27 protein-coding genes are annotated in these 25823 nt (G+C 56.3%); 11 read left to right on the forward strand and 16 right to left on the reverse strand.

Annotated elements, in window-relative coordinates:
- Positions 1–3: 3 nt before the first annotated feature.
- From ACODTZ_RS03095 to ACODTZ_RS03110, 4 genes are all read right to left on the reverse strand, one after another.
- Positions 4–396, reverse strand: coding sequence for a CBS domain-containing protein (locus tag ACODTZ_RS03095; protein WP_489023660.1), 393 nt, complete (start codon positions 394–396; stop codon positions 4–6).
- Between the two features lie 265 nt (positions 397–661).
- Positions 662–1006: a hypothetical protein gene (locus ACODTZ_RS03100; protein WP_489023662.1), complete on the reverse strand. Its 345-nt coding sequence runs from the start codon at positions 1004–1006 to the stop codon at positions 662–664.
- 1304 nt (positions 1007–2310) lie between these two features.
- Positions 2311–2505, reverse strand: coding sequence for a hypothetical protein (locus ACODTZ_RS03105; RefSeq protein WP_489023664.1), 195 nt, complete (start codon positions 2503–2505; stop codon positions 2311–2313).
- 79 nt (positions 2506–2584) lie between these two features.
- Positions 2585–2941, reverse strand: coding sequence for an oxidoreductase (locus tag ACODTZ_RS03110; RefSeq protein ID WP_489023665.1), 357 nt, complete (start codon positions 2939–2941; stop codon positions 2585–2587).
- 209 nt (positions 2942–3150) lie between these two features.
- Here ACODTZ_RS03110 and ACODTZ_RS03115 point away from each other — a divergent pair, with 209 nt between their 5' ends.
- The 4 genes from ACODTZ_RS03115 (at position 3151) to ACODTZ_RS03130 (ending at position 6238) form a co-directional block, all read left to right on the forward strand.
- Positions 3151–3318, forward strand: a complete 168-nt coding sequence (locus tag ACODTZ_RS03115; RefSeq protein WP_489023667.1) for a hypothetical protein — start codon at positions 3151–3153, stop codon at positions 3316–3318.
- A 112-nt stretch (positions 3319–3430) separates the two neighbouring features.
- A complete protein-coding gene (locus ACODTZ_RS03120; protein WP_489023669.1) occupies positions 3431–4048 on the forward strand; it encodes a hypothetical protein in 618 nt (205 codons plus the stop codon).
- 10 nt (positions 4049–4058) lie between these two features.
- Positions 4059–5930, forward strand: a complete 1872-nt coding sequence (locus ACODTZ_RS03125) for an AAA family ATPase (RefSeq protein WP_489023671.1) — start codon at positions 4059–4061, stop codon at positions 5928–5930.
- The gene (locus ACODTZ_RS03130; RefSeq protein WP_489023673.1) at positions 5927–6238 is read left to right on the forward strand and encodes a hypothetical protein; all 312 of its coding nucleotides are present in this window, start codon (positions 5927–5929) and stop codon (positions 6236–6238) included. The genes ACODTZ_RS03125 and ACODTZ_RS03130 overlap by 4 nt, the downstream gene beginning before the upstream one ends.
- A 142-nt stretch (positions 6239–6380) precedes the next feature.
- Here the strand turns inward: ACODTZ_RS03130 and ACODTZ_RS03135 are convergent, their stop codons facing one another.
- The 8 genes from ACODTZ_RS03135 to ACODTZ_RS03170 all read right to left on the reverse strand — a co-directional run bounded on the left by ACODTZ_RS03135 (position 6381) and on the right by ACODTZ_RS03170 (position 15240).
- On the reverse strand, positions 6381–6536 hold the full coding sequence (locus ACODTZ_RS03135) for a hypothetical protein (protein ID WP_489023674.1): 156 nt from the start codon (positions 6534–6536) through the stop codon (positions 6381–6383).
- 186 nt (positions 6537–6722) lie between these two features.
- Positions 6723–8279, reverse strand: coding sequence for a response regulator (locus ACODTZ_RS03140; RefSeq protein WP_489023676.1), 1557 nt, complete (start codon positions 8277–8279; stop codon positions 6723–6725).
- 3 nt (positions 8280–8282) lie between these two features.
- Positions 8283–8849, reverse strand: a complete 567-nt coding sequence (locus tag ACODTZ_RS03145) for a chemotaxis protein CheB (protein WP_489023677.1) — start codon at positions 8847–8849, stop codon at positions 8283–8285.
- Positions 8846–9679, reverse strand: a complete 834-nt coding sequence (locus ACODTZ_RS03150; protein ID WP_489023679.1) for a CheR family methyltransferase — start codon at positions 9677–9679, stop codon at positions 8846–8848. The genes ACODTZ_RS03145 and ACODTZ_RS03150 overlap by 4 nt, the downstream gene beginning before the upstream one ends.
- Complete coding sequence (locus ACODTZ_RS03155) at positions 9676–13173, reverse strand: response regulator (RefSeq protein WP_489023681.1); 3498 nt, start codon at positions 13171–13173, stop codon at positions 9676–9678. The genes ACODTZ_RS03150 and ACODTZ_RS03155 overlap by 4 nt, the downstream gene beginning before the upstream one ends.
- A 161-nt stretch (positions 13174–13334) precedes the next feature.
- Entirely contained in the window at positions 13335–13751 is a 417-nt protein-coding gene (locus tag ACODTZ_RS03160) for a helix-turn-helix domain-containing protein (RefSeq protein WP_489023682.1), read from the reverse strand.
- A 636-nt stretch (positions 13752–14387) separates the two neighbouring features.
- Positions 14388–14636 (reverse strand): hypothetical protein, encoded by a 249-nt coding sequence (locus ACODTZ_RS03165; protein ID WP_489023684.1) that lies wholly within the window; start codon positions 14634–14636, stop codon positions 14388–14390.
- Between the two features lie 160 nt (positions 14637–14796).
- Entirely contained in the window at positions 14797–15240 is a 444-nt protein-coding gene (locus tag ACODTZ_RS03170; RefSeq protein ID WP_489023686.1) for a PRC-barrel domain-containing protein, read from the reverse strand.
- Positions 15241–15435: 195 nt separating this feature from the next.
- Between ACODTZ_RS03170 and ACODTZ_RS03175 the strand changes: the two genes are divergently transcribed.
- The 3 genes from ACODTZ_RS03175 to ACODTZ_RS03185 all read left to right on the forward strand — a co-directional run bounded on the left by ACODTZ_RS03175 (position 15436) and on the right by ACODTZ_RS03185 (position 17461).
- Positions 15436–16659, forward strand: coding sequence for an adenylate/guanylate cyclase domain-containing protein (locus ACODTZ_RS03175; protein ID WP_489023688.1), 1224 nt, complete (start codon positions 15436–15438; stop codon positions 16657–16659).
- Between the two features lie 221 nt (positions 16660–16880).
- Positions 16881–17072, forward strand: coding sequence for a CsbD family protein (locus ACODTZ_RS03180; protein WP_489023689.1), 192 nt, complete (start codon positions 16881–16883; stop codon positions 17070–17072).
- A 62-nt stretch (positions 17073–17134) separates the two neighbouring features.
- Positions 17135–17461, forward strand: coding sequence for a hypothetical protein (locus ACODTZ_RS03185; protein WP_489024775.1), 327 nt, complete (start codon positions 17135–17137; stop codon positions 17459–17461).
- A gap of 573 nt (positions 17462–18034) precedes the next feature.
- Here the strand turns inward: ACODTZ_RS03185 and ACODTZ_RS03190 are convergent.
- A complete protein-coding gene (locus ACODTZ_RS03190) occupies positions 18035–18550 on the reverse strand; it encodes a pyridoxamine 5'-phosphate oxidase family protein (RefSeq protein ID WP_489023691.1) in 516 nt (171 codons plus the stop codon).
- Between the two features lie 121 nt (positions 18551–18671).
- On the opposite strand from ACODTZ_RS03190, the gene ACODTZ_RS03195 reads away from it, so the two are divergent.
- Positions 18672–19655: an SDR family oxidoreductase gene (locus ACODTZ_RS03195; protein ID WP_489023692.1), complete on the forward strand. Its 984-nt coding sequence runs from the start codon at positions 18672–18674 to the stop codon at positions 19653–19655.
- 20 nt (positions 19656–19675) lie between these two features.
- Positions 19676–20038, forward strand: coding sequence for a hypothetical protein (locus ACODTZ_RS03200; protein ID WP_489023694.1), 363 nt, complete (start codon positions 19676–19678; stop codon positions 20036–20038).
- Between the two features lie 765 nt (positions 20039–20803).
- On the opposite strand, the gene ACODTZ_RS03205 is transcribed toward ACODTZ_RS03200, so the two are convergent.
- From ACODTZ_RS03205 to ACODTZ_RS03215, 3 genes are all read right to left on the reverse strand, one after another.
- A complete protein-coding gene (locus ACODTZ_RS03205; RefSeq protein WP_489023695.1) occupies positions 20804–21313 on the reverse strand; it encodes a lipocalin family protein in 510 nt (169 codons plus the stop codon).
- Positions 21314–21628: 315 nt separating this feature from the next.
- The gene (locus tag ACODTZ_RS03210) at positions 21629–22042 is read right to left on the reverse strand and encodes a BLUF domain-containing protein (protein WP_489023697.1); all 414 of its coding nucleotides are present in this window, start codon (positions 22040–22042) and stop codon (positions 21629–21631) included.
- The gene (locus ACODTZ_RS03215) at positions 22032–23312 is read right to left on the reverse strand and encodes a putative bifunctional diguanylate cyclase/phosphodiesterase (protein WP_489023699.1); all 1281 of its coding nucleotides are present in this window, start codon (positions 23310–23312) and stop codon (positions 22032–22034) included. Before ACODTZ_RS03215 ends, ACODTZ_RS03210 begins: the two co-directional genes overlap by 11 nt.
- Positions 23313–23588: 276 nt before the next feature.
- Here ACODTZ_RS03215 and ACODTZ_RS03220 point away from each other — a divergent pair, with 276 nt between their 5' ends.
- Positions 23589–24338, forward strand: coding sequence for a transporter substrate-binding domain-containing protein (locus tag ACODTZ_RS03220; protein ID WP_489023700.1), 750 nt, complete (start codon positions 23589–23591; stop codon positions 24336–24338).
- A gap of 128 nt (positions 24339–24466) precedes the next feature.
- Positions 24467–25717 (forward strand): GGDEF domain-containing protein, encoded by a 1251-nt coding sequence (locus tag ACODTZ_RS03225; RefSeq protein ID WP_489023701.1) that lies wholly within the window; start codon positions 24467–24469, stop codon positions 25715–25717.
- Positions 25718–25823 lie beyond the last annotated feature (106 nt).

Here is a 25823-nt window from a genome sequence, read left to right on the forward strand (position 1 = left end):
CGGTTACCCGTCGTCGTTTGAAATCTCTTCCAACGTCACGCCTGCAAGTTGTTCATTCAGTCCGGCGATGTCTCCGAGTGAAATAATACCGCTAAAATCGCCGTCTTTGGTGAAGACAAGGAGACGGCGCATCTGCAGTTCGGACATCCTACGAGCCGCTTCGGAAACATCGTCGTTCTCCAGACAGCTCTCGAAGCCTTCGGTCATTATGACTCGCACCGCCTGGGTAGGATCGATTCCTTCTGCCACCACGCGAACGACGATGTCGCGATCGGTGACTATGCCAAGAACTTCGTCGTTAACGATGGGAATTACGCCTGCATCGATTTCCGACATCAACCTGGCGACGTCGCGTATGCTAGCGTCAGGTGCTGCGGTCACGACCTTCGTTGTCATCAATTCTCGTACAAGCATTGCGACTCCTCCACGCTAAGGAATCAATACGCCCGCGATGCGGGAAGGTTCCAATCGGAGGACGATTGCTTTACAGAAGACCCGTTCTAGGCAGGCGAACTCGGACAGTTGAATTAGGGCAGCGAGACCAGGCCAAACGACTGGCCTGGGACGGGGCGGGCAGCTTAGCCGGAGGCTCGCTAGCCCCATTTGCAATCTGAAGACACGCCACGAAGGCCGACCTGGCCGGCCCCCGTACGTAGCTCGGTCACTGGCTATTGTCAGGGCATGCATCGCTCACCGAAGCACCGCTGTTCCCGCCTTGCGTGTCGACAGCACCGGGCGCTGCGCGATCCGGGCACTTGCTGCGATCAACCGTCCCGGTTGCATTGGAGTTGGTTCCCATTGTGCCATTGGTCGCGCCCGGATCCACGACCGCTGGCTGGTTGGTACCTGTCTGATTTTGGATGTCGCCATTCGCGCCGCCCCCAGCATCCTGACCTTGGGTCTTGTCGCCGGACATACTATTTGGAGTTGGATTGGACTGGGCATAGGTCATCGAAGTCAGCATGCCGAAAGCCAGAATTGAAGCCGCTGCTAATTTCATACGCATGTGTAAATCCTTCGTTCTGTATTTTCTTTGACGGATTGGAACCTGCGCTGCAGCCACATGTTCCAGCAGCCGGGATCACGAAAATATCATTGCTAGGCTGACAATGGGAACGAATGATGAACGCGCGCCTGTAGGTCGCCGTTGATCCATTGAAAGAGATTGCTATAGATTGTTGCCAGCAACCGATCGACCTTGTCCGGGTTACATTCCGGCGTACATTTTTTGGCGGCGAAATAGATCAGACATTCGGAAAGAGGCTGGATGTGGCAAAGGAGGGCGCTGTAGCTTGGACCGGCGACCTCGGGCTTTCGTTCGACCAGAGCCTTGGGCTATCCGCGACAATCGCGACATTGCATACCGGTAGCTACACGCCAGGCCGAAGTCGGTTAACTCGCGGCCCAACCGGTAAAGGATCGGCGGAAGGCTGTCAGCAATCGGACGAAATCACCCGCAAGGAAAAGCCCCAGCAAAGGCGATCGCCGAACGAAACATGTTTCAGGAGGAGATTCGAATTCTTGAAGCGATGTGGCCAGTCGCGGCGGCCGGCTGCCGGCGGCCCGAGACGCCGGCCGGGCGGAACGGAGGCCTCTCCACGGTCTTTCGGCGGAGATAAGCCGGTCCTCCTAGTGAGGCGTAGAATTTCAACTAGTCATGACGGATACCGATTAAAGCAACGCCATCCAGAGCACGACTGCGAGGATCGCGACAAGAGAAAACAGCAGCCCAAAACTCAGAGCTAAAAATTCGATACCCTCGTCCGCCCACGTCTCGTTTCTGTCTTCCATCTCATCTCCAATGAATGGCGTAGAATGATGCAGATGTAAAAATGTGTCTCGACCTGCGCCCTTTATTTTGCGTGGTCGCATCCTCGATTCGCACTTGAGGGGCATCGCCGAGACTACAGCTCGCTCGACCACCGATGTCAATGGATGTCGGCTTTGCATCTGTCTTCCTTTCATGGGTCGGCAGGACGATTTCAGCTCATGATGTCTTTGTGTTTGAATGCAAGTATCGAAGTGGTGGCTCACAACGATAGTCCGTTGTGCGCAGACCGAGTCGTCGGCGTTTAGGGGAGGAGCTGTTGGAGAGTTGCCTTCAGCGTCTCGGGTATCGAGGGCTTTCTTAGTCAGCCGCCTTTTAGGAAGATGGCCTCGTCTACTGTTGCAACGCGGCTGGCGGTGAACGCTATCATCCGTGCGGAAGAGTTTTAAGATGCCAGCGATGAGTATCGCGGCCATGAACACTGCGAACATCTAGCGCAATGCGCGCCGGGAATTTCGTCCGTTCGCAACCACAGCTCTTTCCTAAATTTGATCTCGTGGGAGCTGTCCCGCCGCATTCTTCAACCCTGCTTTCGCCTTCTCTTCCAATGCGCGCCGATTTCCGTCAGCTTGCTCTAAGTCATTAACTGGCCCGCCCGCAGTCTTGTCCGAGGTTTGCGTAACCGGTGGTTGTTCCTCTTTCGGGGTTTGATCGGAATACCAGATCTTTTCTGCCATGATGGTCTCCATACAGAAGCTGGCGCGCCCGCGCCTCGATGACACGCCGCCTCAGAAGTTAACCGAGGCGGCGGTTACGCTACTTGCAGGCGTTAGCTGCGTCGGGTTTGTTCGACTGGTCGCCCGAGGTTGGGGACGGGTTTGAAGTGTCTCCCGCATGCTGGCGTTGGCAGTCGTTAGCGTCGCCGCCCGAAGCGCCGGCATTTTGGCCATTTTGGTTCGGATTGCTCGATGCGCCGGCGTCCCCAGATCCGGTTGCTCCGGAGCCGTTACCAGCGCCGCTGTTCGACCCGGTGCCTGCATCGCCACCTGTTTCACTCTGGCTGGTGCCGCTTCCGGAACCGGAACCCTGGCCAGCACTGCCTGCCGTCTGCGCGAAAGCAGAACTCGCCATACTTATCGATAACAGCGCTGCGGCTGCGATTTTCAAAAACATCACTTTTCCTCCTTGGTTGCCAATGACAACCTTGGCAGAGTGGATCGGTTCCCTGCGATACCGGTCTGCGGGGGACATTCTTTCACAAGACGTTCTGAAATGGTCGCATTGTGCGATACACGCTATACCGTTTTGAGGAGGTGAATTATCGCGAGCTTCTCCATCGGAGACGCTCTCCTAGAGGCAATGTTAGTTGGCACTTCGTCTCCATGAAAGCGTCGCTCGAACGCGGCTTGGCCTTGAAGATTAAAGATATCCGTATTGACGCTCTGGGAACGGGACGTGCGCTGGAAAAGCATCGCTTCAATATTGCGTCTCAAAGCAAGGAGCCGGGCACCTGGCATAAAATCGTGGAAGAGCCAGTTGACTCTTGCTGATTTGTTCATATTTTGTTCACCATGATCAAGCTCCTGCGAATATCTCGAATAGGTTGAACGGCCGGCCGCCCCGTGGCGGCGCGCATGCATCGTTTTCCTATACGGGGTGTTCATGATGAGCCATTCGCACATCGCTTTCGATGCGGCACTTTATGCCGCTGTCGCAGAGGCTTCCAATCAGCTTTTTTATCCGAAAGGTACGGTTCGCAGCTCAGGCGACGCTATGTTTCGAACTCGCGCGGCACGAGACCTAGCCTGCATTCTCGACGTTGATCCAAATGTGATCGGATGGCTCTGCCTGCCAGTCGAATTTGAGACTGAATATGGTCGGCATGTTCCAGATTTCCTCGTCGACTACGAGCACGGTCCTCGCGCGCTGCTGGATGCAGTTGATCACTCGGAATCTCCGGCAAACAAGGAAGGAGCGGCGCTGGCGGGGTTCCACTATCGCGGCGTCCCCCGTGAGGAGGTCGAGAGCGGCTTCCGTCTAGCGAACGCGCGCGACATGCTTCGCTACGCGAACTGCAGAACGCCGCTCAACGACAGGATCCGCATGCTTTCGGCTTTGGAAGAGGCCGGGTCCCTGACCGTTTCCGAATGCTTGAATGTTTTCCGCGAGGTACCGCCGATGACCGGTGTTTCGTGGATGGTGCTCCACAGGCTTATCGTAGTTGACCTCGACGACGCGATGATTGGTCCCGAGACCGTCATTCGTCGTGTTCGGCGTTGAGGAAGGTGACATGCAGAACCTTTCTCATGGTCGCCGGACGGTGACATTCGAGCGCGTTGTGTACGGCATTGCACTGAGATCGGCCATCCGTCTCGGCGGAGCCTTCAAGAGTATCGAAAGCGGCCGCCAATATGTAATCGTGTTGCGTCTTCCCGCCGGGGCCGACTTTTACGAGTACGCTGCTGCGGCGAAAATTCTTGTGCGCGAGACCGAGCCCCTGAGGCAATACACTGTGGCATCGCCAACGGTATCCCAAAGAGGAGTTCTCATTCATGAACCGATCAACACGCAATTGAAACTTGGTCGGCCGCTGGTGGTCGTCTGGCCGGCCGAGCATCATTTGCCGAGAGAGATGGAATTGATTGCTGATCGTGTTGTCGGCGTCGGAGCGGTTCGCCCCTTTCACCTCGTCGCTGCCGCCAAGCGATTTGCCGGTCAGGTCCTGGATTTGGATGATGCTAAAAGAATGCTTAGCTATCCGCTGCCTGATGTTTTCTCGGCATTCAGGACGAAAAGACCCGCCTCGGCGATTCTGGAGCGACTTGCTCAGCCCACCGTCGACGTAATACCCCTCGACACCGGCCCGTATCTTGACGATCTCGTTGGTTATGGTGACGCAAAGGTGTGGGGCCTCTCACTAGCCCAAGATATCAAGGCTTGGCGTAACGGAAAGCTCGCATGGTCGGATGTGGACCGAGGCCTGCTCCTGAGCGGGCCACCTGGGACGGGTAAAACAACGTTCGCCGGCGCTCTAGCTCGAACCTGTGGCGCTCATCTGGTTTCCACTTCGGTGGCCAGGTGGCAATCTGCAGGTCATCTCGGCGACACATTGAAAGCCATGCGTCGGAGTTTCGAGGAGGCCATCACTCGCAGGCCCAGTATTCTGTTCATTGATGAATTTGAGGGGATCGGTGATCGGGCGCGTATGGTCGGCAACGAGCATGAGACCTACTGGACACAGGTAATCAATCTCCTTCTGGAATTGATCGATGGGCACGAGAGGCTCGAAGGCGTCGTAGTCATTGGGGCCACGAACTATCCCGATGGGATCGACCCCGCGCTTTTACGGCCGGGACGACTCGACCGTCATATCAAAATCCTGTTGCCGGATGCAGATGAGAGAAAGCAGCTTTCACGCTTCTATCTCGGCAGTGACATCTCCGATGCAGACGTCGAAGTGATCGCGGCTGCTTCGACAGGCCTGTCCGGCGCTCATTTCGAAAAAGCTGGGCGGGAAGCCAGGAGGATTGCGCGAAGGGCTGGGCGCGCTATCTGCTCGGATGACGTTCTCGGCGTCTTTCCGACACCCAGAAAGATCGTCAGCGATCAGCGAAGAATTATCGCGATCCATGAGGCCGGACATGCCGTGGTCGGTGTTCGGCTTGGGGTCGGCACCCTCTCGACCGTAGCCGTTCCATGGCAGGTCCACGCATCACAACCTTTAGGTTTCGCTCACTTCGACTTCGATGAGACCACTTTGTTGAATAGGCGAGACTATCTGGACCGAATTGCGCTCCTATTGGCAGGTCGCGTCGCTGAGGAAGTGATCCTGGGTACTGTATTCGATGGCGCGGGAGCGGGGGAAGGCTCTGACCTCCATAAGGCAAGTGACCTGGCGACATCGTTGGAGTTCCAGTTCGGCATGGGAGAGGGGCTAGCGTACTTCGATCTGCAATCTGTCAAAAAACGCGATCTCTTTCGTCAGGGCAATCCGATCGCCGCAGCACGGGTAGAGCGCGTCCTGAAGACCGAGATGGAGCGATGCCGTGAAATCGCAATCGGGTTTCGGGAGGCAATCGATAAGATCGCGAACATCCTGGTGGAGAAAGCGCTCATTGATGGAAGTGAAGTTAGAAGTATCCTCCAAGGGGTGCCGAGATGAAGAAAGCAAGCTCGACACCGCAGGTGAACTGGAAGCTGGTCGTTCGCAGCTTGAAAGGGAAAGGCACGCCAGAAGCGCGAGCGGATGCGGAGAAAGCCATCTTGGAGGTTGCAGGTGTTCCTCTTCGTCTGCGCGACGCTCGTCGAGGGCTGTTCATCCTGACGACCGCTGCAGCGGACGGACGGCCGGCCATTGTTGAAACGGAAGCTGGACTGGTGTGCCTGGTCGCGCTCGACGATCTCATGGAATTCGTGATGGAAAGAGGGCCCACGCTGGCTGAGGTGATGCAGACAATCAGGCAAAGTTGAATCCGTGATGCCTGGCAGGCCAGAGCGTGTCACTTCATTTCGAAAGACCGGGCTACGGTTTGCCGGGAAGTCGACAGTTGCACGAGACTTTAGGTCAAGCTTCCCACGAACAATCGACCTCTCTCAGCGAGGGGTGCCCAACTTAGCTGTTTGGATCGACCACTTCTGATACGGGCTTGTCGTCGCTTTCGCCTGGTTTGGCGGTGATGACGTAGGCGCCTGCGATCACAACGCCGACGGCGAAAATGACTGCGACGAAAGCGTACATCCGGCGGCGAGGCTTGGCATCAGTAGACATGCGATTCTTGCTCCTTTACATTCCGAAAAGCCAACGCGCTATCAACCGCTTAAGTTCCAACGTTCAACCAAATGTCTAACCGCAAGGCGCCGGGCCTGGATGTCGCAACTTTTGCTACTCACCTACGCCCGAGCCCCGTGAGCTTTCAGCATTCATACACTGGGCAGACAATTATGCGCGCCAACGTCAGTCCCTGGGCGAGACACTCGAAAGGATGTTCCTAAGATCTCCGAGGGGGACAGGCTTTGTGAGATGAAAATCGAAGCCGGCCTCCTTCGCCAGTAGCTTATCCTTCTCCTGACCCCATCCAGTCTGCGCGATTATTGTTGTCCCCTCAAATAACTGATCCTGTCGGAATGCGCGGCAGACCTCATAGCCGTCCATGCCCGGCAAGCCAATGTCCAACAGGATCGCATCCGGGAGATAGTGTCTCGCGACATCAAGCGCTTCTCTTCCGTCATGAACGGCTTCAAACTCGTGTCCAATGTCTTCGAGAAGCATTCCCATGGTATCGGCAATAATCGGATTGTCATCGACGACCAGGATTTTCAGCGGGCGGTGTGGTTTTTCCGACAGTTCTGGCGCTTCTATAGACGGCGACGATGGCTCCTGTGGAGCGGCGGCCAGCGGAAGGGTTATTGAGAACACGCTGCCCTGATCGACACCTCCGCTCGAAGCGTTGACCGTTCCACCATGCATTTCGATCAGTTGCCGTACGAGAGCGAGACCGATCCCCAAACCTCCTTGGGATAGCTCGCGATGATCCTTGATTTGTGCGAACATCCGAAACACGTCACTCTGCAATTCGGCCGGAATTCCGATCCCGTTGTCCGCGACAGCAATGACCGCTTTGCCTCCATCAGCAGTGACGGACAGGTTCACACGTCCGGCAGCCGGCGTATATTTCGCAGCATTGGTAAGCAGATTGCAGATCACCTGGGATACGCGGGTAGGGTCGGCATCGATCCAAAGATCCGCACTCGGCACATCGATGTCGAACGCGTGACCCGCACCATCGATGAGAGGGCGGCTGGCCTCGACCGCAGAATGTACGACGTCTGCGACTTTGACTTTCTCCCGGCGCAGCTCGATCTTACCTTGGCTGACGCGAGAAACGTCCATGAGATCGTCGATCAACCGCACGAGGTGGTCGAGCTGTCTGTCCATCATATCGCGTATTTGGGCGGCCTTTTCGCCATCGGGACTACGACGTAGCACATCCAGGCCGCTACGAAGCGGGGCGAGTGGATTACGAAGTTCATGCGCGAGTGTCGCCAGAAACTCGTCCTTGCGACGGTCTGCCTCCTTTAGCGCTTCTGCCTGAACTTGTAGTTGGTCTCGCTGGCTCTCGATCTGCTGCCGTTGACGGTAGAGCTCAAAAAATACCTCTGCCTTGTGACGGAGAACATCGGGCTCGATCGGCTTCTGGATGAAATCCACCGCACCTGCCTCATAACCCTCGAAGCGGCGGCGCTCGTCGGTGCTGCCGGCGGTGACGAAGATGATCGGAACCCGTCGTGTCCGCTCGTTCCCACGCATCAATTCGGCTAGTTCAAAGCCGTTAAGTCCCGGCATTTGAACGTCGACCAGCGCGAGCGCGATATCATGCTCGAGCAGCAGCTCGAGAGCCTGATCCCCTGATTGGGCCTTCAACAGGGAAAGATTTTCGCGGCGAAGCAGACCCTCGAGTGACAGGAGGTTTTCTTCGAGATCGTCGACAAGCAAAAACTTGACGGGGGTCATGGCTCAAACCTTTTGCAAAAAAGTCGTTATCGAAGTAAGCGAAAGCACAGAAGCGTCTGGAACAGCGTCGATCGCAGCTAGAGGCATGGCGTCCTGGAACGCTTCATGTGGATCTTGAACAAGCACGGTGCCTCCGGCATCGGCGATCGCCTTCAGTCCCGCTGCACCATCCTGATTTGCACCGGTGAGAATGATGCCGATCAGCGCGGCGCCATAAGCGTCGGCGGCCGTATCAAACAAAACATCGATGGACGGCCGTGAGAAAAGCACTGGCTCGTCGCTCGACAAGGCGAGCGACCTGTCTGCTTCTACCAGCAAATGATAGTCGGGCGGAGCAAAGTATACGGTGCCGGGTTTTAGCGGCTCTTTATCCTCGGCCTCCACAACGTTGAGAGCACACTTCGCCTCGAAAAGTTGAGCAAGCACGCTGCGTTTGTCTGGCGGAATATGAACAACCACGACTACAGGAAATCGGAAATCCGCCGACAGGGCCGGCAGGATGGTCGAGAGGGCTTCAAGCGCGCCTGCGGACGCACCGATAACTATCGCCTCTGGGGAAGCTTCGATCATCGCCCGGACCTCTGATAGATCTTTTCGTCTCGGACAAAGTCCACGAACGATGGTCCGTGGCTAGAGAATCGAAGGCTTTCCTTAGAACCCAATCCTAGGAATCCCTTACGGCTCAACGAATCCTTGAACAACCCGATCGCTCGATCCTGAAGCGGACGATCGAAATAGATCATCACGTTGCGACAGGAAATGAGGTTCATCTCGCCAAACACGGCGTCCGTAACAAGACTATGGTCGGAAAAGACGACATGCTGGCGAAGCGTCTTATCGAACGACGCTCTCCCATAGCCTGTAGAGTAGTAGTCGGAGAGCGAGGTTTTCCCACCGGACTTGCGGTGATTTTCAGTGAAAAGCTGGATACGATCAAGATCGTAAACGCCAGCTTCCGCAATCCGCAGTGCGTCCTGATTGATGTCCGTTGCATAAAAGATTGTTCGTTCCTCCAGTCCTTCCTCGCGAAAGAGGATCACGAAAGAGTAGAGCTCTTCGCCGCCGCTGCAGCCGGCGATCCAGATCTTGAGCGACGGATAGGTCTTGAGATGGGGAACGACGTTCTCGCGAATAGCCCGGAAGTATTCGGGATCCCTGAACATCTCGCTGACCTGCACGGTCAAATAGCCGAGAAGGCGAGGGAGCATGCCAGGATCATGCAAGACCGCCTCCTGCAGGGCGGAGATCGTCGAGAAGCCGAGCTGCTCGCGCGCTTGCCGCAAACGGCGTTTGATAGAAGCCATTGCATAGCTGCGAAAGTCGTAATGGTACCGCACATAGAGTGCCTCCAGGAGGAGGCGGATCTCGATATCCTCGATTTTCTCGAATGTCTTTGTCACCGGGGCATCCACACGCGTACGAGTGAAAGAAGTTTTTCGACGTCCAATGGCTTCGCCATGTAGTCGTTTGCGCCAGCGTCGATGCAACGCTGCTGATCGTCGGGCATGGCTTTGGCCGTCAGGGTTATGATTGGCAGCTTCTTCCAATCGGGGTTCTTTCGGATAGCCCGTGTAGCGGTCAACCCGTCCATCACGGGCATCATCACGTCCATCAGAACGAGATCTATCTTGGACCCCGGATTACCTTCAGACTTTTCAAGAGCGTCGAGGGCTTCCTGACCATTCCGTGCAATCTGCACCAACGCCCCGCGCGGCTCGAGGATGTTGGTCAGGGCATAGACGTTGCGAACGTCGTCTTCGACAATGAGGATCCGACGCCCTTCCAGCAGCGCGTCCCTGTGCAGTGCCTTCCTGATCATCTTCTGTTGCTCGTCTGGTAGTTCCGACACCACCTGATGCAGGAACAGCGAGACTTCGTCGAGCAACCTCTCCGGCGACTTTGCACCCTTGATGATGATCGACTTGGAATACCTTCGAAGCTTCTGCTCCTCGTCGGAAGACAGGACGCGCCCTGTGTAGACAATCACCGGCGGGAAGGAATGCGTACTGTCCTGGCTTATCGTCTCCAGCAGCGAATAGCCGGATGCGTCCGGCAGTGAAAGATCGAGCACCATGCAGTCGAACGTCTGCTCCTTCAGAAGAGCCAGGGTTTCTGCGGCAGTGCCGGCACTGATCGTCTCGACGTCGTGCGACGTTAACAGCTTTGCCACGGCCTCGCGCTGAACGTCGTTATCCTCGACGATCAGGACGCGGCGTACCCCTTGCGACAGCCTTGCTTCCAGTGTCTTCAGGACTTCGACGAGTTGCTCGCGCTGCACTGGCTTGAGCATGTAGCCGACAGCGCCGAGTGACAATGCGGTTTCGGTGTAGTCGTCGGCCGAGACTATATGGATCGGAATGTGTCTCGTACGAACATCTCGCTTTAATCGATCGAGAACCGACAGGCCCGATTGGTCGGGAAGCCCGACGTCCAGTACGATGGCGCTCGGCATGAACTGCTGGGCGAGGTCGAGCGCGTCCTGCGCAGTCCCAGCGACGAGGGAACGGAATCCCATGTCGCGCGCGAGGTCGCGTAGAATGGCCGCGAAGGTGTCGTCATCCTCAACGACCAGCAGAATCCGGCGGTCATCGGCGGGCACGGCGCGATCGTCCTCCACGATAGAACGAGACGGGAAGCCTAAGGGTTTCGGGGCCGAGGCTGGGACAGGATCTGTTGGCACAACCGCACTACCCACGGGGGCTCGTGGAACGACGATCGATGGATCGTAGGTCTGCGGAAGCGTAATCGAAAACGTGCTGCCTTGACCCTCGCGGCTGTTGATTTGTATCGTGCCACCTAGCAGCCGCACGAGTTCGCGGGAGATCGACAGTCCGAGACCGGTGCCTCCATATTTACGGCTGATCGTGCCATCTGCCTGATGGAAGGCCTCGAAAATTCTCTTCTGCTGCTCGTCGGCGATCCCGATGCCAGTGTCAGTCACGGCGAACGCGACCTGGCCGTCACCCGTCCGGTTCATAGCCAGCGTTACCGAACCCCGTTCGGTAAATTTGAACGCGTTGGAGAGCAGGTTTTTAAGAACCTGCTCCAGCCTCTGCAGATCGGTCTCGATGACCGGTGGAGATCCCGGCACGATGTCGATCTGGAACGCGAGAGCCTTGTTTCGGGCAATCGGTTCGAAAACCTGACGCAGGTTGTTCGCAAGCCGTTCGACGGAAACCGGCTCCGGACGAATGTCGACATGGCCGGACTCAATCTTCGAGAGATCGAGAATATCGTTGATCAGATTGAGAAGATCGTTTCCGGAGGACTGTATCGTCTGCGCGTATTTCACCTGTTCGGCAGTCAGGTTGTCGTCGGGATTATCGGCAAGCAGCTTTGCCAGGATCAGCGACGAATTGAGCGGCGTCCGGAGTTCATGCGACATGTTTGCCAGGAAGTCCGACTTGTAGCGGCTCGCCTGTTCCAACTCGCGGGCCTTCAGAAGGCTCGACGAATTGGCACGCTCGAGATCGTCGCGCTGAGACTCTAGCTGCTGAGCCTGCTCCTCGAGCTGGGAGTTGGTTTGCTCCAACTCTACCTGCTGCTGTTCAAGCCGAGCTTGCGACTCCTTCAACGCGCGGCTCTGCTCCTCCAGTTCTTCGTTGGAGACGCGCAGCTCTTCACTCTGGACCTGCAGTTCTTCGGACTGACGCTGCGTCTCCTCCAGGAAATTCTGTAGCTCGCTGCGGTAGTTCGCAGATCGGATAGCCGTAGCGATGGTGGATGACGCCTGATCGAGGAATGCCAGGACTTGTTCATCGACGGGTCTTATGAAGCCCAGCTCAACCACGGTATTGACACTTGAATCTATTGCGGCCGGCGCGATGACCAGTTGCCGCGGCTTATCGCGTCCTAGTGCAGATCCGAACTCCAGGTAGCCCTCCGGCACGTCGTCAACGATTACCGGCCTCTTTTCGACGACGGCCTGGCCAAGCAGACCCTCTCGCGGTTTGATCTCTTCAGGCACCTTCGCATCCGCTGGAACGCCATACGTCGACGCTCGTCGGTAGAAATCCTGGGTTCCGACGAAGATGGCACCTGCGATAGCCCCGAGATGGTTCGCCAGATAGGTTAGAATACTCTCGCCAAGCTGCTCAGTTTTCTGATCGCCCATGATCGCTGCTGCCAGCCCCAGACTGCTCGCCTGGAGCCATTCCTCGCGGCGGCGAGCCATCGTCGACCGTCGTATGAGAACGCCGATGGCGATTGTCAGGAGGATCCCCAGCGCGCCCGCGAGCACGCTGCTGGTCAGCGCTGTCCCATAGGCGTCGTTCATCTCGTCCAATCGGCGGACGCGCAGGTTTTTTTCTTCCTGGCTCATGTCTGAGAGTTGACCGCGGATAGCATCCATCTCGACCTTGCCACGGTCCGAATTGACAACGGCCAGCGCCGAGTCGGCGGCGTCCGCGCGACGGAGCTCGATCGTCTGTTTCAGTTCCGAAAGTTTAGCTTCGACGTGCTGTCGCAAAATCGGGAGGCGGCGAACTTGAGCGGGATTGTCACTTGTGAGATCAGCAATGTTTTGCAATTGCCCAGGGATCACGGTCAGCGCCCGATTGTAGGGCTCGAGATACCGATCGCTGTTGGTTAGCAGAAACCCGCGCTGGCCTGTTTCTGCATCCTGGGTCGTGGAAAGAAGCTCATCGAGAGCAATGATCACCTCGTGAGAATGAACGATCGCGTCCGTGTTCACGCGTAGCGTCTTCAGATTTATGTAGGCGAAAGCGCCACTGATCAAAAAGAAAACGATCGCACCTGCGAGACTGAAGGAGATGACGGGGTCGAGGCCAAGACCTCGTTTTGAATGGCCTTGCGATGCGGTGTGCGGCATGAAATCCCCTGAGGCGAGCGCGGCGAAGTAACTATGAAAAATGGCGTGCAGCGTCGCCGACATAGTGCTTCGCCAGCCATGTTCAATCTCGTTGAACCGGCTATCTTACAAATATCGACTTTACAATCTAAAGAGCATCCTTCCCACCTCGGAAAAAGCCATAAAACGCCGGACGCGGCCGGCACTTTGGCTTCCGAGGCGCCGCCTGGTACCGTAGCGATCGACTAAGGGATTTCGCTCAACAGCGCAGCAAGCGCCTTTTGGACGCCGGTTGGTGCACTTAGGTAGCTTTGAATGAGTTGGATGCCATGTCTGCTGCCCATAAAGGCGCTCACCTCCGAAGGAATGAGCTCAGCGTCGGATGCCGTTGCATTCTCTCCAATATATTCGCTCGCCAGTCCTTCGAAAAAGTAGGACGCTGTAAGATTCAGAGCCTGCATGATCGCAAATAATGCCGAGGCGCTGACCCTGTTCGTGCCCCGTTCGTACTTCTGAACCTGCTGGAAACTGACTCCGACCGCGTTGGCCAGATCGCTCTGCGACATGCGTTTAAGCTTTCGAGCCAGTTCAATGCGAGATCCTACGTGGGCATCAACCGGATGAGGAATCCCAGACGCTCGATAGGTAAGTTTTTCCGCCATTGAGTAACCTTCGAATCGAATCTTTACATTCTGATATTGATATATATGCATCGGGAGATGGATCAAACGTTCTTCGAGGGAACGGGCCACGCCGGAGGACGTTGTCATAATAGGCTACGCGGTGGTTCATTGCGACCATCTCAGCACCGTAGCCGAAGGTGGGGAGTTCGCTCAAAAGCTTCTCCCCACCGATTTGACCAACCGCGTAAAACTATACCCATAAATACGCGATCTTCGGTTAACCGGTGTGCCTCGACTAGCTTGTCGTGACACGTGGTTTTGAGGAATTGCCGCTAGCGACAGGGTTCAGCGGACTTCGATTCCCTTTACTAGCAGCGATGCATCCGACACACGAGATCCGTTGTCACCTCCATTCCCATCACCGAAGTTTAAGAGCTCCCTGAGATTTCGAGCGAGGGAAAACGACAATCGGTTTAGAAACTCTCCTTCCATTTCCGCAACCCGACCTTTGTGGAAATCCATAACGCTCCATGTGCCGTCAGGGTGTGAGCAAATTTCGTATCGCCTCATGATCATATCGTCCGTTACGCTCACCAAGCCCCAAAGAACTATTTCAAAAGCAACTCTTTTCTGCGTTCGAGACAGGAGCTAGCTGCTCGCCAAAGTTAGTTGTCGCTATTGAAGACGAATCCATACGATACGGTCAAGCACAGCGCCTGGTCGAACGATGTCGGACACGATTGCCTTAGCACGTATCGCTATTTCAGAGGTCGCTCGCCCTTCGATAACAACAGCGTCGGGTAGAAATGAAATCGAGAGATCCGCGCCGCCGCAAAGAGGATCTGCGGCAAGTGCTGCTTGTAACGACGCGCCTAATCCTGCCTGACGCACGCTATCGTCGCTTCGGTTGAAATCGCGAAACATGTCACTATCCTCCACATCATTCTCAGTGGATAATGAGGGGTCGGTACCTTTGTTCCGCTCCGCGGAGTTTCATTGAGCCTGAAGACCTGGAGCTGTTTGGCGAGCAGATCATTTAAGCCATGAAAAAAGGCGGCCACAGAGCCGCCTTCGTCATGGTCGATTATTTCTTCAGTTTCGAGTAATCGAATTTCGGCGCCTTCGACAGGTCGTCCTTGTTCGTGTCGACGAAAGCCTTCCAGGTGCCGTTGTCGTCGGCAAGAGCGATGGAAGCTGGGTCGATCACGATGTAGCTTTCGCCGATCCCTAGGAAACCGCCCACGCTGGCGACCACGCCAATGACGGTCTTGCCGTCGCCGATGACGATGTCGGAGATTTCGCCAACATCCTCATTTGCCTTATTGTACAGGTTGACGCCGATAAGTTTAGACGCGACCAGGTCCGCATCCTTGATCTCAACGTACTTCAGCGGCACGGTTGCGGCGCTTCCCATCGCGATGCCGGGGCCTGCCATGGTGGCGTCGGAACCGGTTGCGACAGTTTGTTGGGCGAAGGCAGCTCCCGACAGCGTGAGCGATACGGTGGTAGCTAGGATGATCGACTTCATGAATGCTCCTTTTAATCCCCGCGCTTCGAAGCGGGCACCAGCAAATGCGCGCGAGACTATAAAGTTCCAGAGGTCCGTAGGGTATTCTAGCCGACGGCCTGCATCGCCCGACCTTGCTCACGAAATGTCGATCCCTTCCAATCTTTGGAGCGAAACATAGTTATCACCTTGGATGTAGCGCCGCTCGCAAAGGCAATGATGACGAGACCATCTGTAGACAAGCTGTTTCTTCGTGCCCGTAGTGAGGTTCGTCAGAGTGCCGGCATAATCACCATTGCTGTCATCGTGCTTGCGGCAGCCGCGATCGCCGCCTCACTTTACATTTCGCATCGGGAACGTCAGGCACAGCAGGCCATCGCGCACACCATAGGGAACGAGCGGCTGTTGTCGGTGCTACAGTCTCTGCTCCAGGACGCGGAAATAGGACAACGCGGTTACCTCCTCACTGGCGACCGCGTCTATCTGGAGCCATACGACGGCGCTCTGGATGGCGTAGCTAAAGCCATGGACGACCTTGCTGCGGGCGTGTCCGACAACAGCCGTCAAGACGGCAATGTCGCAGTGCTGCGGTCGATGATCTCTCAGAAGATGTCAGAGCTCCGCCAAAGTGTAGCCCAGCGAGCAGAGGGTAACAGTGACGGCGCTCTCGCGATAATGCGAACGGGACAGGGCAAGATGCTCATGGACGGCGTCCGCGACTCTTTGAAGAACATGAGGGCGGAAGAAAGCAGAAAACTAGCCGAACGAGTGTCTGAAGCGCGGATAGTCGATCGGCGGATGGAACTGATTGTCTTCGTCCTCGCCGTGATTACCGCGATTTTTGCGGTTTTAGCAGTGCGTGCAACATCACGGCGGGCCCGATCGGCGGAGTTGACGCGTGATGAACTTCTATCGCGCCTTGACCGCCGGCTGCTTGCGATCATGGCCGCAGATATTGTGGGTTACAGCAAGTTGATGGAAGGCAACGAGGCCGCGACCTTGGCGCGGCTGCAGGCTGTCCGAGACCTGATCGACCCTATCATCGAAAATCACGCCGGCACGATCGTCACGACGGCAGGCGACAGCGTACTAGCCGCTTTCAGCAGCGCGCTGTCGGCGGTTGATTGCGCTCTGGAGATTCAACGGGCGATGTCAGGTGAAAAATCAGCATCCGATGATGCGGCCCCCCTTCTTTTTCGAATAGGCATCAACGTCGGAGACGTCATAGTCCAAGAAGGCGACGTTTTCGGCGATACTGTCAATGTCGCTGCGCGCCTGGAGTCGATTGCCGAGCCCGGTGGTATCTGTATTTCGCGTACGGTGCGGGACCACGTCCGAAAGCAGCGTCCTCTCGTTTTCGACGACTTGGGCTTTAAAAAGATGAAAAACATTGCTCAGCCGGTAAGTGCATTCCGCGTGCGCGAACATTCTCCTGCCTGAGCATTCTTCGGTGTGCGCGCTGCCGCCACCAATCGTATGTCACGTCCACCATTGCGCCTCCAAGCGAGACAGCGAGAACGCATTCGCTGTTGCCGGAACTTTTCCGGGTCAAGCATCGTTCGAATTCGCCCGCCTCGGCCTGCCGTCGTTTTCCATGCCTGGCGATGGAACGATAATCTCGCCGGCGCCTTTCTTGTGGACCCGCATTTAGGAGAACGACCATGGGAAGCACATCCGACAAGATCAAAGGAACGGCGAACGAGGTTGCTGGCAAAGCTCGCCAGGCTGCCGGCGAGGCCGTAGACAATCACGAAGAACAGGTCAAAGGCAGCATCCAGGAAGCCAAGGGCAAAGCTCAGGTCGCCAAGGGAGAAGCCAAAGACGCGATCAAGAACGTCGTCGATAAGGCTTGATGCTGGCGTGGGAGCACGCGGTTGCCGTGCTCTCGTCAAGGGGAAATCGAATGAGATTTGAAATGAGATTGATGGGCGCTGTGACGTTCACGCTTGTCGCGGGAAGTGCACTTGGACAAACACCCACGGATCCGACCGTCGATGCTTGCAAGTCGACTGGGCTTCTTGCGCTTCAGGAGCGGTCCCCAGACATAACCGATTTAGTGATGGACATCGAAAGCTTAGCGGTCACAAAAGCAGACACGAAGGTCGGCGACGTCCCCGTGAAGATGGTCGTCCTCGGTGAAGCCTACATTGCACGCAAGGAAAAGACCGGGAAACCTGATCGCTTTGTCTGCCTACTAGGTGACAAGGGCAAGGTTCTCCTCACGTTCTTTACGGCACAATGAGCGAGCCTCCGAAGTTCGATAGGCAGAGAGAGCGTACCCCCTACCAAGGTAGGCGGACACCCGACTCAGGAAAAAAGCGCGGCATTTCCATATGGGCAATGGTGGGGCTCTCGCTGTTCTTGCTTATGATCGCACTTCTAGTTTTCAACACCTGGCACACCAGTTCCGACAGGTCTCTTACCCCTGCGACGACACACTCCCCTCGCAGTTAACGCATCGCTTTCGTATTTCAGGCGGTTGAATGCCTCTGGGACAAGGCCGGCGTGTGCGAGGCGGATCTCGAGCGCGGTAGGCACTTCGGCTTGAAGTTGCGTAGGTTGCAGAACTTTGTTCTTCGTCGCTCCCAACCTGCTGATCGGTCCGCCGTCCAGCCTTCCATCGATCCAGCCATGGTCGTCGAGGATTTCGCGCAACTTGACGCAACTGCCCTCGTCCACGGAGGCTGACAACAAGAAAATCTCGCGGCGGGGCGAGAACCGGTCGGCTAGCCCGCCCGCAATCCCACCCTCCCGCTACTCTGCTATACGCTTCGTAGCTCGGCTTGAGACGGATGCCCGCGTCGCTCCGACGCCTTTAGCCTGATGAGAGCCGCCTCGGTGACGCTCCTGTTGTCTTAAACAGGCCATCAGCGTGCTCTTGACCGTCGTCATGAACCCCAAGCGAGACCTCGCCGTTTTCTTCACCGTCCCAGTACTGGATCGAAATCGCCTTGACCTTGATCAGGACTAGACCTTCCGTATCCACGCCGTCAGGGAACCACCGCTCGAGGTCTGGAACCCAGTGCTCCTCGAAGGCGGCCTTGTCGCGGATTAGCGAGGCCGCTCCCTCGATCGCGATGAAGATCCCAGGTTTGCCAAGCAGGGTAGGCGGCGCCGTGAACGTGAGAGAGACGACATCGATGCCGTCGATCTCCAAAACCTTCTTCGTGTCGTCGAAGGAAAAGAACCAAGAATCGCCGTCGTACTCGACGTCGCCGTTGTTACTCATGGGACGGCTGGAAATACGCCCGGACCCGCCGTTCGTCGACAGCATGCAGAAGTCGATCTTCTTTAGCTTCTCCGATATTTCTTCAAGTGTCATGGACGCCATCGTCTCTCTCCCGCTTAAGTGTTTTCAGAGAAGCCACACCTCGGCCGATTGTTCCAATGGCTTCGCACCGTACGTGTCCAGACCATCGCGGCGCGTCCGTAACCTTTTGGGGAGTTCGACGTTGTCTTTCAAAGCCAGGGAGGTTCCAGTAACATCAGAAGCGACAGCAGCGAAACAGCGCGAAATCCAGGATCAGGTTGAACAGGCCGACAAGAAGCAAAAGCCGAAGGTCTCCGGCGCAATGCAGGCGGGAGCCCGCCGCTACCCCGAGCCGCCGTTCCCAGCGGTCCATCAGGACAAGCCGGGATCGGAGGCGGACCTTCCGCTTGCCCCCATGTGTGACGCCCCTTTCTACAAGGGATCGGAAAAGCTAAAGGACCAGGTAGCCCTGATCACGGGCGGCGACTCCGGGATCGGCCGCTCCGTTGCCATCCTGTTTGCCCGCGAGGGTGCCGACGTCGCGATCGTCCATCTCGACGAAGCCAACGACGCGGAAGCGACGAAAGCTGCAGTGGAAAAGGAAGGCCGCAAATGCTTTGTCATCCGCGGTGACGTGAAAGACGCGAGCTTCTGCCGAAAGGCGGTCGAGAAGACCCTTATGCAGTTCTCCAGGCTTGATATCCTCGTCAACAACGCCGCTTTTCAGGTGCACACCGCCGACATTGAGGACCTCACTGACGAGCATTTCGACGAAACGCTAAAGACGAACCTTTATGGCTACTTCTACATGGCGAAGGCGGCAATCCCGCACCTGAAGAACGGGTCGGCGATCATCAACACTGGTTCCGTCACCGGTTTGGAAGGCTCCAAGGAGCTGCTCGACTACTCGATGACCAAGGGCGGCATACACGCGTTCACCAAGGCGTTGTCGAGCCAGCTCGTGGCGAAGGGTATCCGCGTGAACGCCGTCGCGCCGGGGCCGGTCTGGACGCCGCTCAATCCGTCCGACAAACAGGCCGACGACGTCGCACAGTTCGGCAGCAATACCCCGATGAAGAGAGCGGCCCAGCCTGAGGAAATCGCACCGGCGTACGTCTTCCTCTCGTCCCCGCAGATGTCGAGCTACATCACCGGCGAAATCATTCCGATCGTTGGCGGCTATTAATTCAGACAATGGAGGTCAGGATGACCGAGATCAGTTCAAAGCGGAAAGCGCCAGTGACGGAGACCGCCACGGAGGCTCGGCAAGGCCGGCGCGGGAAGCCGGTACTGATGGTGCTTGTCGGCGGGCTCGTACTGGCAATGATCGTCTGGGGCGGCGTCGAAATGTGGGGAGAAAGCATCGATCGGACGGAAAGCAAAGCGCCCGCAACGTCGGCGAAAGATCCAATCAACTCCCAGCCGTCCGGCGCAGGCACCTTTGACGACAACCCGGCCGATGGTTCGAGTAAGCCACCCGAAGCGACCGATCGCTCGCCAGCTCCGAGCGGCAGCGGCAGTGGACCAACACAAGTGACGACGCCGAACGGGACGGAAAAGACGCAATAGTAGTCTGATCGACTTATCATGGCGAAGCGGAATGCTTATCGATGGCCGGAGCCGCTGGAGATAGTTGGCTTACAAGTTGTAAATCGATCACGACGACATGCGATCTGCCATTGCACAAACTGTCAACGACTGACCGGCGCCGCGTAACAGGTTGCAGTAGCGTGCGTCGAGAAAAGCTCAAGATCGCCGTCGGAGAGCCTCGATTCTATGTGAACGTGGCTGCCAAGAACGTTGCAGTCCCTCTGCCCAAGCTGCGCGTCGCCGATTTACACGACCGGCGAGGAAAAGCATCTAGGGCAGGTCGGCATTCTGCTGGGAACCGTCAATTAGGTGTACGAGCTCCAGGGGACAGCTTTTCGTGTGCTTCCGCCCTCGAGTAAGCGATGGGCACGAGATCTGAAGGATTTGCCACGCCATGACAGCGACTGGTGAGTGCGCTGATCGCATTAAGCTGCGACGAGTGTCCGTTAGCGTACGACGGCCAGCGATGCATAGTAGGATCACTGCCTCAACATCACATCCTGAAGGCCATGCCTCAAACCGTTAGACTCTGTAGCGACATCCGTGAGCTTCTACGTGACGGTATGCGCGTGGGATATGAGGCGGCCGCTCCCTTCCTCCGGTTGAGCGCCGTTGGCCACTCGGGGCACGATCACTCCCCATCATCGCCTTGTCGTCTCTCTGCATATCGTCGGAGCTTCCGGCGCGTGGCCTTCACCGCTCGCATCCCTCGTTTTGATCATCCGGGCAAGAGAGTAGAGGCAGTCAACCGCTCTCCAGCATGGTGTCGCTCACTTCACGGCCCGTGTGCGGAGTTCTAATAAGGTTTTTGAGGTCAAAGCCCTGTCGTCGAGCCTCGTCCAGATACTCTTCGAGCAAGCCTTCCGATATGGAACTCGCTCTTGCTAGAACCCAGAGAAACTTGTGGTCTGGAGTGCCTACCAGAGCGATCTGATAGTCTGGATCGATCTTGAGGACCCAGTAATCCCCATCAGTGAAAGGTATCCAGCGAAGGGCAGCGGGTAGAAAGCTGACCTTCAACTTCGATTTGGTTCCATCAACAGGATCTGCCTCGCCAACCGCGTTGGTCGGCTTGTCATGTTCGTCAAAGCACCGATTGTCGACGCGAACTTTTCCATTTGGATTGATGGAGTAATTCGCGGTGACATCGGACGCGTGCTCGTCTTCGTATTTAATCGGAAGCCGAGCAATCTCATACCAGCGTCCGAGATAGCGTTTCAGGTCGAGATTTGGAATTGCCTTGACGTCGCTCATCGTTTCTTCCTTCTGTACCTAGTTCGAAACGGGCGCCACTCCATCCGGTTCCATAGCGCCGAGCGACCGGCAAAACCGCAGACCTTTCGACCGGATTAAAAGCAACTTGAAAATTATGTTCGCCTGCGGCCTTGCCAGGACAACCGCCCGCGGAGTCGGTCTTGGGCGGTTGATATGAGCCGTGCGAGAAGCCACGGATTGTGTCAAGGCGAACTGTTGAGACTTATCCGCACGCAGCGTTTTTTTGTCCTGCAGGGATCCGAGGATCGCGCGAGAATGTCTCATTGCATCTCATGAACGTTAAAAGAATGCTGGTTAGGACTGGCGGTCATTAAATACCAGACCCGCAACTTTCTGGAAGATCTCCTGGCCGGAGAGTGATCGAGGATCAAAACCGCTTGGACCAGCTATCCCACCCACCGGAGAGGTAGCATTAGTTCCTGCGTAGGTCATTGCCCAACGAGGAAAGGTGCGATTGACCACCGGCGAATAGTCGACGATTTGAACATCGTGATGCCTCGGATCCATCTGGATGCGCTCGAAAGTTTCTTCGATGGCAGACTGCGAGCCTTCAAGAACCTGGGCAAAATATCCCTCATCGAACATCAAGGCGCCCGTTACACCTGCCGCAGCGTTATTGTGTTGGCTGACGCGCAATATGGCATTGATCTCGTCATGACCGAAGCCGGGCTCTGAGTTCCTGCTGTAGTAGACTAACCTATAAGTCACTTTGGCCCTCTGCGCTGTTTGCGATCCGTGTAGCATCTTCGGCAGACATCGGACGCCCTGTCAGGTAACCTTGGACCTGGGAGCAGCCAGCTTCGCGAACGAGCGCTAGCTGATCCTCGGTCTCCACACCTTCGGCAACTGTTTTCATATCCAAAGCCTCCGCTATACCAATCGCCGCCCGGATGATGGCCTGGTTTGCTTTCGAAGGCGCTGACCTGACGAATGCCTGGTCAATCTTTAGCTTATCAAATGAGTAACGCTGCAAATATGCCAGTGAGGAATAGCCTGTTCCGAAATCGTCCAGTGCTAAACGGACGCCACGGCGGCGTAAGCGATCAATCAACGAAATGATGGCGGTGTCGTTCGGCAGGAGTACACCCTCCGTGACTTCAAGCTCCAACCTTCCGGGCTCGATCTTGGCGGCATTCAAAGCGCTTTCCACCATCGCCTCAAAGTCTCCAGTCTCAAGTTGCGCTGGAGACACGTTGACCGAGACGGACAGGCCGGGGGGCCACCCGCCGGCGACGAGACACGCTTGTCGAAGGACCCATGCGCCAATCCTCTGAATTAATCCAAGATCCTCCGCAAGAGGAATGAACACTGCTGGCGAGACTGGCCCACGTTCGCTATGCACCCAACGGAGCAATGCTTCGAAGCCGACCAGGCGGCCACTCAGGATATCGAATTGCGGCTGGAAGACGATGGCAAATTCGTTCAAAGAAACCGCCTGACGGAGGTCCGCCTCCAAATCACGACGCGCTTCCACGTCCCCAAGCATCTCAGAATTGAAGATGGATACGCCGCGTTTCGATGACTGGCATGCGGCCACCAAAGCAATTCTCGCATGCTGAAGCGTCGTTTCGACGGGAATGCCCAAGTCAATACCAGTCATTCCGACCGCGCTACGCACATGTACCGCTTGGCCGCCGAGTAGCATTGCACGGTTGACAACTTCCACAAGGTGTTCAGCGAATGTGACGGCAAGGGCGTCGTCCGGTTCGTCCAGTAGAACCAAGAACGTGTTCCTAGAACCGCGGTATACCGCGTGCCGCCCAACCTTGCGGCGAAGTCTGTCAAGGACAGTGGATTCGATACGATCAACCAGTTCGTCACTCAGCGTATCCCACGAGACGCCTTGGTCGAACGCTACCATAAGCAGATGGCTGCGTGCTCGCCTCTGTTTGATCGCATCGAACATCTCGAACTTTGGCGGCGCTGCCTCCTCGTTCGCCGGCATGGCCGTATCTCGGGTCAGCGATCCATCTGTCAAGGCGGTCTCCCTCACTTCGAAACCGAACAATGGCTCACAAGCGTTAAAGAATGATGCCAGCTCCCTTGTTGTTTCGTGCTTCCGCGAGTCGATCGCTTCGGGGATTCTAGGCGCATCCCGATCTCATGGGGCCGGGCACATAGATTCCTGAATCATAGTTCTGAAGCCGAGGTTCAATCACCACAATCGTCTTGTTACCGGGATAACATTTAAGTTTATTTCGAAAATCTTTATTAGCCGTCGCAGGCTATGGTTGAGGCCTGAGGAGATGAACCAATGCTTCGACAATTGAGTATCGCTTTTGGCCTGACGGCTCTCTTGGCCGCTGGAGTGGGTCATGCGGAGACGCTACGAATAGCGACTGAAGGAGCTTACCCCCCATTCAACTTCATCCAGAATGGTGAGCTAAAGGGCTTTGACGTCGACATTGCCAAGGCGATTTGCGCCAAAATGTCTGTGGAGTGCGCATTCCAGGCCGTTCCGTGGAACGACATCATCGCAGGTTTGGAAGCCAACAAATACGATCTGGTCGTGGCCAGTATGGCTTACTCGAAAGAGCGCGCTGCCCGGATTGATTTCTCCGAACCCTATTACCGCTCTCACTCCGTTCTGGTGGGCGATGAGAAGTTCCAGGACAGTTCGCCGGAAGCTCTGGCAGGCGCGCGTATCGCAGTTGAAAGCGGGACGATCCAAGCCGAGTATCTCAAGAAGGCTTATTCCAAGAGCACGATCCTTCTTGGCGAAGACCAGCCAGCCGCGCGAAAACTCCTGATCGAAAAGAAGGCCGATCTCCTCATCGGTGATGCCATTGAGCTCCTGACATTCATGGAGACGCCAGAAGGGTCTGCGTATAGCTACGTCGGAGACCCGATCTCGAGCGACTTCCTGCAAAGCTCTGCACACATCACCGCGCACAAGGGCAACCAGGCTCTTCTCACCCGCGTCAATGCTGCTCTCAAGGAAATCAAACTCAACGGCACATACGATCGGATCAATGACGCCTACTTCCCCTTCAGCATCTACTAAGGTTGCCAATGTTGAAGCCTTGGTCACAATGGAGGTCGTCGCATCAAATCTCGCTTAGGTCAGCGGGAAGGGGGCTTTTCCTAATTGCACTCGTTTACACATGCGCGGCTGCCATTTTCACTGGCGTATTGCTGACCAAGATCGAACGGGAAGCGAGGTTCACGCGTGAAACGCAGTTGCCGCTGATCCTTTCGCAGACCCGTAATGCCGTTAAAGCCGAGCGGTTGGCGTCTCTGGTTAGGGCGATCTATCTCGCACGAGACCGACGTCTCGAACGGCAAATACAGCTACAGATACAGGCTCTAGCGCAGGGTTTCCCTTTCGATGCGGGGGAGCGCGTCGTTTCCGGGTCGAAAAACGTGGCGAACCTGGCGAAAGAGATCGCCGCAGCTCGGCAGCAAGCCCGTGATAGCGCCGGGCAAAACACCACCGCCTTCACCTTTGAAGAACGTGCGACCGCTGCATACAGCGAAGCGATCAAAATTATCGACGAGATGGGCAAGGAGTTAAGCGGAGACGCGGCGCTCGCGGCCGACAGGCTTGCCCAGGAAATAGAGGCGGGAGCCGCAAGCACCAGAAACACCGTCTTGGTGACATTGGTAATGCCAGGATTTTTCTGCGTCGTGCTACTTCTGCTCGCTCGGCGGCATCTCGCAAAGCCGATCCTGTCGGCGATCGGAAACCTCAAGCGCATCAGTGAAAATACACCAACCGTACCTGTTCAGACGCGTCCGGTTCTCGCGGAGCTCGCGATGATCGGAGACGCCGTGCTTTCTTACGGAGATACTGCAAACGAACTCCGACGAAAGAACGTGGTGTTGCAGGCGCTCGCTGAGGAAGACCCGTTGACTGGACTGGCCAACCGTCGAACTTTCGAAACCTTTCTACAGGCCGCGCTTGCCAACACCAACAAGATTGGTGGAACTGCGGTATTGCTGATCGACCTGGATCACTTCAAATCCATCAACGACCGCCACGGACATCAGGTCGGTGACCAATGCCTCCAGAGCTTGGCTCTTCTCCTTCTCTCGCTTGATCGCCTCCCGAGCTCTCTGGCAGCGCGATATGGAGGCGAAGAGTTCGTAATCGTCTACAATGCGGATAACGAAGGGCAGGCCCTGCTGGACGCGGCTTTCGTATGCCGTCGGATCGAAGCGATGCGCATTCCGCTGGAAGGCGAGAACTCACTGACATTGACGGCGAGTATCGGTGTTTCGTTTACGTTGCGGAACGGTGCATCTGAAATGAATGATCTGATTTCCAAGGCGGACAAGGCGCTCTACCTTGCGAAAAGCGGCGGCAGGAACAGAGCCGTCGCCGATCGCTCAGCACAAGTCCAAGAGCGCCTTTCGAAAGTCCGAGGGAAGCCGGCAGGATGAAATTGGCATGCGCATGCACCCTGGGCTTCAAGACGTATTGGCGACCCGCCTAACTTGTGCGGTTAGGATTTAGCACCAGCGGGGCTAATCCCCAACAATGATGCAA

The organism is Rhizobium sp. FG113 (assembly GCF_057809895.1).

What these genes read in the sequence shown, in the direction of transcription:
- ACODTZ_RS03120 (WP_489023669.1), top strand. Translation starts at nt 3,431, where the DNA reads ATGATGAGCCATTCGCACATCGCTTTCGATGCGGCACTTTATGCCGCT.
- ACODTZ_RS03095 (WP_489023660.1), bottom strand. Translation starts at nt 396, where the DNA reads ATGACAACGAAGGTCGTGACCGCAGCACCTGACGCTAGCATACGCGAC.
- ACODTZ_RS03140 (WP_489023676.1), bottom strand. Translation starts at nt 8,279, where the DNA reads ATGACCCCCGTCAAGTTTTTGCTTGTCGACGATCTCGAAGAAAACCTC.
- ACODTZ_RS03110 (WP_489023665.1), bottom strand. Translation starts at nt 2,941, where the DNA reads ATGTTTTTGAAAATCGCAGCCGCAGCGCTGTTATCGATAAGTATGGCG.
- ACODTZ_RS03170 (WP_489023686.1), bottom strand. Translation starts at nt 15,240, where the DNA reads ATGAAGTCGATCATCCTAGCTACCACCGTATCGCTCACGCTGTCGGGA.
- ACODTZ_RS03200 (WP_489023694.1), top strand. Translation starts at nt 19,676, where the DNA reads ATGACCGAGATCAGTTCAAAGCGGAAAGCGCCAGTGACGGAGACCGCC.
- ACODTZ_RS03175 (WP_489023688.1), top strand. Translation starts at nt 15,436, where the DNA reads ATGATGACGAGACCATCTGTAGACAAGCTGTTTCTTCGTGCCCGTAGT.
- ACODTZ_RS03100 (WP_489023662.1), bottom strand. Translation starts at nt 1,006, where the DNA reads ATGCGTATGAAATTAGCAGCGGCTTCAATTCTGGCTTTCGGCATGCTG.
- ACODTZ_RS03205 (WP_489023695.1), bottom strand. Translation starts at nt 21,313, where the DNA reads ATGAGCGACGTCAAGGCAATTCCAAATCTCGACCTGAAACGCTATCTC.
- ACODTZ_RS03135 (WP_489023674.1), bottom strand. Translation starts at nt 6,536, where the DNA reads ATGTCTACTGATGCCAAGCCTCGCCGCCGGATGTACGCTTTCGTCGCA.
- ACODTZ_RS03160 (WP_489023682.1), bottom strand. Translation starts at nt 13,751, where the DNA reads ATGGCGGAAAAACTTACCTATCGAGCGTCTGGGATTCCTCATCCGGTT.
- ACODTZ_RS03185 (WP_489024775.1), top strand. Translation starts at nt 17,135, where the DNA reads ATGAGATTGATGGGCGCTGTGACGTTCACGCTTGTCGCGGGAAGTGCA.
- ACODTZ_RS03145 (WP_489023677.1), bottom strand. Translation starts at nt 8,849, where the DNA reads ATGATCGAAGCTTCCCCAGAGGCGATAGTTATCGGTGCGTCCGCAGGC.
- ACODTZ_RS03155 (WP_489023681.1), bottom strand. Translation starts at nt 13,173, where the DNA reads ATGTCGGCGACGCTGCACGCCATTTTTCATAGTTACTTCGCCGCGCTC.
- ACODTZ_RS03190 (WP_489023691.1), bottom strand. Translation starts at nt 18,550, where the DNA reads ATGGCGTCCATGACACTTGAAGAAATATCGGAGAAGCTAAAGAAGATC.
- ACODTZ_RS03220 (WP_489023700.1), top strand. Translation starts at nt 23,589, where the DNA reads ATGCTTCGACAATTGAGTATCGCTTTTGGCCTGACGGCTCTCTTGGCC.
- ACODTZ_RS03115 (WP_489023667.1), top strand. Translation starts at nt 3,151, where the DNA reads ATGAAAGCGTCGCTCGAACGCGGCTTGGCCTTGAAGATTAAAGATATC.
- ACODTZ_RS03130 (WP_489023673.1), top strand. Translation starts at nt 5,927, where the DNA reads ATGAAGAAAGCAAGCTCGACACCGCAGGTGAACTGGAAGCTGGTCGTT.
- ACODTZ_RS03125 (WP_489023671.1), top strand. Translation starts at nt 4,059, where the DNA reads ATGCAGAACCTTTCTCATGGTCGCCGGACGGTGACATTCGAGCGCGTT.
- ACODTZ_RS03165 (WP_489023684.1), bottom strand. Translation starts at nt 14,636, where the DNA reads ATGTTTCGCGATTTCAACCGAAGCGACGATAGCGTGCGTCAGGCAGGA.
- ACODTZ_RS03105 (WP_489023664.1), bottom strand. Translation starts at nt 2,505, where the DNA reads ATGGCAGAAAAGATCTGGTATTCCGATCAAACCCCGAAAGAGGAACAA.
- ACODTZ_RS03180 (WP_489023689.1), top strand. Translation starts at nt 16,881, where the DNA reads ATGGGAAGCACATCCGACAAGATCAAAGGAACGGCGAACGAGGTTGCT.